General features: G+C 72.0%; 9 protein-coding genes. 3 read left to right on the top strand and 6 right to left on the bottom strand.

Annotation, left to right across the window (positions count from 1 at the left end; translation table 11 throughout):
• The coding region (locus tag ACYVOF_RS20155) for a DUF4192 domain-containing protein (protein ID WP_460869728.1) at positions 1-792 on the bottom strand (792 nt) is incomplete at its 3' end.
• Positions 793-2,096: 1,304 nt separating this feature from the next.
• On the opposite strand from ACYVOF_RS20155, the gene ACYVOF_RS20150 reads away from it, so the two are divergent.
• Positions 2,097-2,411, top strand: a complete 315-nt coding sequence (locus ACYVOF_RS20150; protein WP_460869726.1) for a hypothetical protein — start codon at positions 2,097-2,099, stop codon at positions 2,409-2,411.
• Between the two features lie 68 nt (positions 2,412-2,479).
• Here the strand turns inward: ACYVOF_RS20150 and ACYVOF_RS20145 are convergent, their stop codons facing one another.
• Positions 2,480-2,884, bottom strand: coding sequence for a hypothetical protein (locus ACYVOF_RS20145; RefSeq protein ID WP_460869724.1), 405 nt, complete (start codon positions 2,882-2,884; stop codon positions 2,480-2,482).
• Between the two features lie 167 nt (positions 2,885-3,051).
• A complete protein-coding gene (locus ACYVOF_RS20140; RefSeq protein ID WP_460869722.1) occupies positions 3,052-3,951 on the bottom strand; it encodes a ParA family protein in 900 nt (299 codons plus the stop codon).
• Between the two features lie 456 nt (positions 3,952-4,407).
• Between ACYVOF_RS20140 and ACYVOF_RS20135 the strand changes: the two genes are divergently transcribed.
• Together ACYVOF_RS20135 and ACYVOF_RS20130 are read left to right on the top strand one after the other, a co-directional pair.
• Positions 4,408-5,397: a GAF domain-containing protein gene (locus tag ACYVOF_RS20135; RefSeq protein ID WP_460869720.1), complete on the top strand. Its 990-nt coding sequence runs from the start codon at positions 4,408-4,410 to the stop codon at positions 5,395-5,397.
• Complete coding sequence (locus ACYVOF_RS20130; RefSeq protein WP_460869718.1) at positions 5,397-6,062, top strand: methyltransferase domain-containing protein; 666 nt, start codon at positions 5,397-5,399, stop codon at positions 6,060-6,062. The genes ACYVOF_RS20135 and ACYVOF_RS20130 overlap by 1 nt, the downstream gene beginning before the upstream one ends.
• Before the next feature lie 17 nt (positions 6,063-6,079).
• Here the strand turns inward: ACYVOF_RS20130 and ACYVOF_RS20125 are convergent, their stop codons facing one another.
• The 3 genes from ACYVOF_RS20125 to ACYVOF_RS20115 form a co-directional block, all read right to left on the bottom strand.
• Positions 6,080-6,445 (bottom strand): hypothetical protein, encoded by a 366-nt coding sequence (locus tag ACYVOF_RS20125; RefSeq protein ID WP_460869716.1) that lies wholly within the window; start codon positions 6,443-6,445, stop codon positions 6,080-6,082.
• Between the two features lie 1,095 nt (positions 6,446-7,540).
• Entirely contained in the window at positions 7,541-7,762 is a 222-nt protein-coding gene (locus tag ACYVOF_RS20120) for a toxin-antitoxin system (protein ID WP_460869714.1), read from the bottom strand.
• 55 nt (positions 7,763-7,817) lie between these two features.
• Positions 7,818-8,011, bottom strand: a 194-nt coding sequence (locus ACYVOF_RS20115; protein WP_460869713.1) for a hypothetical protein, incomplete at its 5' end; no start/stop codon positions are given.

The following is an 8,011-nucleotide window of genomic DNA, read 5'->3' as shown; positions in this document are numbered from 1 at the left end:
GATGACCTCCCGGAACACGTGCGGGGGGACCCCGCTGTCCAGGCCGGCCCCGACGAGCCCGGCGAGGCTGTTGGCGGGGTCGATGTCCTGGGCGACGTCCGCGGCGATGCGGGCGCGGGGCCCGTCGCCGGTGGCGTACCAGGCGGCGGCGAGCAGGGCGGCGACCCGGGCCCGCCCCTCACCCCGGGACTGGGTGGCGATGCGCACCCACCGGTCCCGGGCGGTGCGGTCGGTGACGGCGACGAACAAGGCCCGGTCCCGGGCGGTCGGGTCGGTGAGGGTGTCCGCGACGGACTGCGCCTCGGGGCGGGCCTGCACCTCGGCCATCTCGGCCACGAGGGTGTCCCGGCTGGGGGCGGCGGGGCGCCCGGCGACGGCGTGGGCCAAGCCGACGTCGGTGCCCCGGTGATCGGGCAGGGACCCCACCGGGGTGCCGTGCTCGTCGCGGACGGTGCGCCCGGTGCGGAAGTCGGCCACGGTGAGGACGTCGCGGACCTCGGCGAACACCCCCCGCAGGGCGCCCACCACGAGGTGGGTGGCGGGGACGTCGCCCACCAGGACCACCGCGACGGGGCTGGCGGCGCCGAGCCCCTGCGCCAGCGCGCCCGCCGCCTGGGCGGTGTCCTCGGCGGTGCGGGGCAGGTCGACCCGGGCCCCCATCCCGAGGCGGGTCCCGGTGAAGGACAGCACGACCAGGCTGCGCTCCGGGGTGAACCCGAGGACGGCGGGGACGGCGGCGACCAGGTCGACCGCGTTGCTTATCACGACGGGGCTGGTGGTGTTCTCGGTCATGGCGTGCCTCCACGGGCATCTCGCGCCCAGGACAACCGGCACCGGGATCAGCAGGTAGGTCCTGCAACCGTTTCCCCGGGCCGCCCGAGCACGCAGTGCTCCAGGGGCCGCCCCAGGGGCGGCCGCAGCCTGCGGAGGTCGAGGCGCGGGGGTTCCGGGTCACCCCATCCGGTGGCCTCGCGCAGCGACTGAGCGCAGCGAGGCCCGGGTCGGCGGATGGGGTGGTCCGGGTTCATCGGGCCCCTGCCCTGGGGTGGCGCCCACCCTGGGCGAAGCCGGGCGGCCGGGGAAAAAACCCGCCGGGGCCCGGGAGCGACGCAGGAGCGGGAGGGCCCGGCCAGCTGCACCGGGGCCGGCACACGGGTCTCGTGCCGGCCCCGGTCCCGTCTCGGCCCCACCGGGGCCGCTCCCCCGTCACCAGCGCTCCCAGTGGCATCAGCACCACAACGGCGGCCCGGGGAGCGGCGCGCCACCACCTCGCGGTGACGGGCCCACACCGGGTGCGTCGGTGCGCTGTCACGAGGAAGGGGCCCGGTCGCCGAAGCGACCGGGCCCCCGTGACGGAAGAAGACCTCACACGACAGAACCGCTGATGATGTGCCTCGCGGCGACCACCTCCGCTCTGAACCGGACCACCATCTCGACCACTGCACCGTGCCTGCTGCGGTGACACTGCCGAACCCTGCTGCGGTGAAACCTGCTGCGCCGCCTCGTGCGGTCGCCTGATCGACTCCTGTGTGTGCCGGATATTTTGAGCACCGGCCACCAGCACTGTCAACACCCCCGCCACCACCTTGTCGGCCCCGCCTGACCCTCCTTGATGTGACCTGGGTCACGGAGTAGAACGGGTCGTACGGAGTCCCGGCCGGCCACGGATGGCCCGGAGGAGAAGGTCCCTCCCCCCGGCGCGGCTCCCAGCACGAGCAGTCCGGCACCCACGCCTCGCGCGCCTGCCAGACCGCGCCGTGGGCCTGCGCGACCGGGAGACGGTTCCCGGTCGGCGCCGAGGCCACCCACACGGCACCCCGCTGCACGCTTGGTCACCAGGCTGCTCGTGCTCGAGGACCCCGGGAGAGCTCCCATCCCCGGGGTCCCCGTGCGTTCCGGCGTCGTCACCCGCTCCCGCGTCGTCAACCCACGCACACCCACCCCAGCAACGGTGCCCATGACGCAGCACGACCCGTCCACCGACCCCCCGCCACAACGTCGGCGACCCCCACAGGTAGCTGGGGCACCAGCCGCAACCCGCGAGGGGGTGGACACTGCCCCAGGTGAAACCGGGTGAGCGGTTAGTGACCGTGCTCGTGACGTTGGCAGTCCCCGAGACCGCGGACGCCGACGACGCCGCCACCCTCATCGCGGTCGCCGCGGACAGCACCGCCCTGCACGTGGTGCACACCACCGGGGTCGAGGGCCACCTCCCCGTCCCCGGCACCACCGTGCTGCGCGGGCGCCAACCCCGCCCCTGGCTCGTCCACGGGATCCCCACCGCCACCACCGCGACCCTCACCGACCTCGCCGGCGGCGTCGTCGACGTCGGGCTGCGCACCCTGCACCCCGACCCCCTCACCACCCCGACCCCCGCCGCAGACACGGGCGACCACCCCGACCTCGGATAGCACCCCGCCAGACGGCGGTGACGTCCCGGAGCGCTTCCCCCCGCTGCACCGCCGGGGCAGCGCTCCGGTTACGGGGTCTGCTGCTGTGGGGTCAGGTAGCGGCGCAGCGCCTCGTTGAGCAGCGCCGACCGCGACGGGGCACCCCACCGCTCGACGAGGTCGGCCAGGGTGTCCACGTCGACGTCGCTGAGCTTCATCTGCGCGGTCGACCGCGCAGGCCCCACCCGCGGCGGGGCTCCGGCCCCCTCGAACAACGACCCCGGCTCCGGGGCGGCTGTCCGCCGCCAGTGCCCCGCCAGCTCCCCGGCGTGCGCCTGCACCGCGCGCAACGCCACGGTGGGCTGGGTGAGCTGGGTGCGCGCGGCGTACGCCCGCAACGCCTCCCGCACCTCGGTGTCCAACGCCACCGACACCGGCCGCGACCCCGACGCCGAGGCCACGGTGGACCGCGGCGGGCCGCCGCGGCGCCTCACCGGCACCACAGGAGTCCCCGCCGCCCCCGAGGGCACGGCATCCCGCTGCTCGGGCGGGGGCGGGGCCGCGTCCCCGGCGAGGGGCGTGAGCCGGCCGACCAACCCCGCCCCCCGCGTGGGCCTTTCCGTCCCGGCAAGCCTGCCCGCCAGCGAAGCCCGTCCCCCGCTCACCGGGCCGCCACCACAAGCCGCGCCTCGGCCGCGTTCACCGCGTCGATGACCTCGTTCGCCAGTGCCTCGTAGTCGCCAGCGAGCCCGCTGGCGTTGCGGTTCAGCAGATCCCCCGCCGTGCTCGCCTTCTGCTTGTTGCGCAGCCGACTCAGGATCGCACTCTGCTCCTTCGGCTGGGCGCTCTCCAGCTCGTGGGGCAGCAAGCTCCGACGGCGCATGTCCACCGCCGCGGACTCCACGTAACGAATGGTGGTCTCAAACACCGGGGCAACACCTCCTAGCATCTCCCCAAGCGCGTCACGCACCGTCGCCTGCAGGCGGGTGCTACCCGATCTGACCCCGAACAGCACCACACCCAGCAGGGCAAGGTCGGGGTTGCCCACCTTGGCCGCCGCGACCCGGTCCGCGACCGCCTCGAGACCATCCAATGAAGCCTCATCCGAACGCGTCGGGATGATCAGATGGTTCGACGCGGCCAGGACCAGGTCCTGAATCACCACCTCACCCGGCGGGGTATCGATCAAAACCAGGTCGTAATGCTCGTGGGCCCGCCCGTGCGGCCGTAGATCGCTCAGCACCGCACCGAGCCCACCCAAGGTCTCCCCCCGCATCGCCCGGCTCAGGTAGGTGGGAGCGAGATCATGCAGCGCAGGACCCCCCGGAATGCAGTCCAGGTTCGGTCGCACGTCACGTATCGGCTCCACCGCGCTTCCCCGCACCACAGCACTCGCCAGCTCCGAACCGTCAGTCGCCTCGTAACCCAGGTCGCGACGCAGATTGCCCTGCGGGTCAGCGTCCACGGTGAGCACCCGAAAACCCGCGTGGGCGACCATGCCGGCGAGGCCAGCGGTCAGGCTTGTCTTGCCCACCCCGCCCTTGCCGTTCGCGACTGCCACTATCCGCCGCATCCCTACCTCCATCGTGTCGCCGATATCGGCGTCAGCATGAACGCCAGCAGTCCGCAGGTAGTGGAGCCACGCCGTACCCACAGGCATCGCGCCAGTAGTGCAGTCCTGGCGTGGTGCCAGGTTGGCGTCGTTGCGTGCGCTACCTCGCTCCACCTACTGCCGACACGGCTGGTGCCTGTGCTGTCAGCGATATTGTCGCTGTTATTTGCGCTGTTAGTGCCGCGGCAACAGACGCGGGAGTTGCAGGGCCGACCCTCCGAGGGCAGTTTCGAGCGAGAAGGACTGCATGCCACACGGAGTGTCGGGGACGGTGTGTGATCGTGGGATCTCACTCCGCGGTAGTTTCGGACCGTCGCTCGGACGTTGTCCGCCACCGGATCACCGGCTCAGTGGTCAGGTTTGCTGGTCTGCGGAGTACGAAGCTGGGGGAGCGAGACGGTGACAGTGAGTGCGCGCTGGCAGCCCGGCCCCGGGTGGGTTTTGTTCGAGGTTGGTCTCCCCGGCTCGGAGAAGGTGATGCTGGCGGGCGACGTGGCCTACGAGGCCCGTTCGCCGCTGCGCGTGTTGGGCAAGGCCGACGGCCCCCGGTACCAGCAGCTCGCCCGCGAGGCCGCCGCGGTGGCGGAGCGGATCGAGCGTCCCGGTCCTGGTGACGTGACAGTGATCGCTGAGCCCTACGTCGGCCCCAGCGGGGCCGTGCACGCAGTGGCGGTGTGGGCCGGGGCGGGGGACCCGCCGGCCCTTCCGCCGATCGACTGCTTCGACATTGACTACGAGAAGCGCACCAGCAAGGCGACCGGCGCGTTGTCCGAGGTGTGGGCCGACGGCCGGAAGGTCGATCAGGAGTACAGCCTCACGGAGTTCACGTCGGCCGTGCACCCGGACGACGTCGTGACGATGGTGAAGATCACCAACGACTTCGTTGGTGCCGAGGCTGGCACCCTCGGTGGACTGCGCTGGTCGGTCAAGAAGGACGGCGGATGGGCACCGTTGCAGTCCTACGGCCGCCTGGTCTACGAGGACGGCAGCCGCATCTGGCGCGGCCACAGCCTGGCCATGAGCACGCTCGCCGACGCCCCGACCGCGACGCGGTCCCTGTTCGGGGAGCTGCTTGCCGGCGGCCGCCAGCAGGTCGCGGTGATGAACCTTGCTGGGCCATGGGTCATTCGGTGGATGTACGAGGGCCTGCCCGAGGTGGCGTGGCCGGCTGACGGTGACCTGAACGCCACGATCGACTACGAGCAAAGCCCCAACCCGTTCGACCGGAAGAGGCTTGAAGCCCTCGATTTCGACGAGGACCTGACGACCGAGCTGTGGCTCAAGACCACGGCCGGGGAGTCCATCAGGACCACCGCCGTCGCCCACATCGTGGACGAGCCGACCAGTGACCTCATCGCCGCGATCGTCCGGTTGACACCCGATACGGTTGCGTGATGGTTAGCCCCCGCACAGACACCACTGGCGCCGGCGCGTACACCCGGCTGATCCTGGGGGTCTACAACCTCGGGGTCGTTCGGCTGTCCAACAGCTTCATCTGGCGGTGCCCGCGTCACGAGCTACTAGCCGCCTACCGCGACAACGTGGCCCCGACGCACCTCGACGTGGGCCCGGGGACCGGCTGGTACCTCGACCGCCTCGCGATGCCCCCGACGTCGATCACGTTGGTGGACCTGAACCCGAACAGTCTCGAGGTCTCACAGAAGGCCTTGGCCCGACTCGCGCCCACCGCGATCGAGGCCGACGTCCTCACCCCGCTCGACGACGTCCCGCCAGGGTTCGGGTCGATCGGGGCGACCCACCTGTTCCACTGCGTGCCGGGGGATTGGTCCGAGAAGGGCATCGCCTTCGGCCATCTCGCCGACAAGCTCGCCGACGACGGGGTGTTCTTCGGTGCCACCGTGCTGGGCACCGGGGTCCATCACACCCCGCCCGCCCGGCTGGTCATGCGCGCCTACCAGCGGCTCGGCGCCTTCAACAACCAGGGCGACAGCCGCGACGGCCTAGAGGCCGAGCTGCGCAAGTACTTCGAGGACGTGGTCGTGCGCTGCGTCGGCAGCGTCGCCCTGTTCGAGGCCCGCACCCCCCGCCGCACCAACTGACCCACACCAAGCAGGCATCAGACCCCACCTCGCCGACGGCGATTAATCGCCGCTACGGCGTCTCGGGCGGCGGTGTGGCCGGTGCCGCCGAGTGCTGCTTGGGCGGTGGCGCGGTCGGTGAGGTGCTGGGCGTGGTCGCGGCGTGCCGCGGCCTTCCGGGCCGCGGCCGCGGCCAACTCCTCGGCCTGGCGGGCGTCGTCGAGGGCGCAGGGTCGGTCGTCGAGGTCGCCGTGGCGGGTGAGGACCCAGGAGAGGAACCCCATCGGGCTGTCCGGTCGGGTGGGGATGCGGTGTCCGGTGGCCAGGTGGTCGGCCAGCAATGCGACCAGGTCGCGGTCGGTCCACCCGTGGCGTGCTGGTAGCGCCAGCAGCGCCGCCCACACCCCTGGGGGAAGGGTTTTGACCCAGGCGGGCGCGTCGGGGTTCCTGGCCCACCTGGTGGCCAGCAGCAGGCCCCTGGGGTCGGGTGTCGTCCGTCGTCGGGATCGCCGGTTTTTGGTCGTGGCTGGGCGCGGAGCGCCTCGATGTTCGCGCTGTTCGCTCGTAGAAACCTCGTGATCACCGGAAGGGGGAGTACTAACTGCACCCCTACGGGGTGGGGTGCCATCTGTGTCTTGACCAGCACTGATGGTTCGGGGGTTGTCCACAGCCCCCGGGGCCTGTGAGGCGGGGTGGGTGGTGCTGGGGTGCAGGGCGTAGTCCGCGCACCAGCCGCGGCCCCCGTTGCCCCGCTGCCAGGCGTCGAGTCGTTCGTCGAGGGTGCGGTGCCGGCCGGGGGCGACCTCGGTGGCGAGGCCCGCGAGGCGCAGGAACGTTCGGGCTCGAGTGACGGTGCGGGCCCCGAGCCCGGTGGCGTGGGTGAGCCCCGTGGGGCCGCCGGTGGTGCCGAGCAGGGGGCGGGAGCCGCGGCCGGTGCGGAAGTCCGCTGCGTCGGCGTGGGCCCGTGCGACGGCGAGCAGCGACCGCCGGGAGAGCCCGCCGCCGGTGAGGGCGACGAGCTGGGGGCGTAGCAACAGGTAGTGACGCCGGTAGACGGCGTCGACGTGGTCGACCCACCTCTCGGCGGACCACCAGCACGGCAACCGCGACCAGGCGTCGCGGGGGAGCTGCCGGCGCGGCGCCGGGCGGGCCGGGGTGAACGCCTCGGGGCGGGTGGAGTCGCGCCGCGAGACTGGTCCCGTCGACGACGTCGCGCCGCGTCGGCGGGGGAGGGGAGGGGTCGACGTGCTGCCGGAAGCGACACGCCCGCCCCTGGTGAGGTCCTGGTCTGGACCTGATTCAGGGTGCGCGCTACCCTGAGAACTGCCTGGCACGGCAAGTTCCCTTCGGGGATGAAGCACCCGGTTGTTTGAGCGCCAACTCAAACGGCCCTAGTCCGAGTCCGAGCCCCTCCCGCCAAGGAGGGGTTTTCGGCGTTCTAGGGGTTACCTAGGTGCGATGTGTGGAGTTGTGAGGGGCGACGCTCCGGCCGCCGGCTGCTAACCCGTCATCGGCAGCTGCTCCTGTCGCGTCTCGGTGGCGTACTCGGGTAGGCCCAAGGTCACCGACACCAGGTCGGCCAAGTACCCGCTGACGTGCGCCCCGCGCTCGGCTGCCCGGCGCTGGACCTCCTCATAGACCGCCTGGGGGAGACGAACAGAGGTCATGTGGCGGTCGCCCTTGTGCGGGCGCCCCAGCTTGCGGTGCTCCACTTCGGTCACACCCGTCACAGTGGCAGTCAATTTCGGAAGATGGCCGCAGACACGCCGCGCCGCATCAGGCTGCGTCGTCCGCGATCCCGGCCGCAGCGAGCAGGCACCAGGCGAACCGGCGGGCGTCTTCCGGCGTGTGTCGGTCACCTGCGATGACCACGAAACCCGCCGATGCGGTGATCTCCGCGTCGAGTTGCGTCCAGGGACGTGGTGTACGGCTTCGCTGATGGGCGTGGCGTCGTGAGGTGAGACGGCCAC

It is taken from the genome of Rhodococcus aerolatus (genome assembly GCF_054783215.1).
The sequence above is the reverse complement of the archived record's forward strand: the minus strand, read 5'-3'. Positions and strand labels throughout refer to the sequence as shown.

Excerpts from the sequence above, each read along its gene's own strand:
- ACYVOF_RS20130 (WP_460869718.1), top strand. The coding sequence starts at position 5,397 with ATGGTTAGCCCCCGCACAGACACCACTGGCGCCGGCGCGTACACCCGG.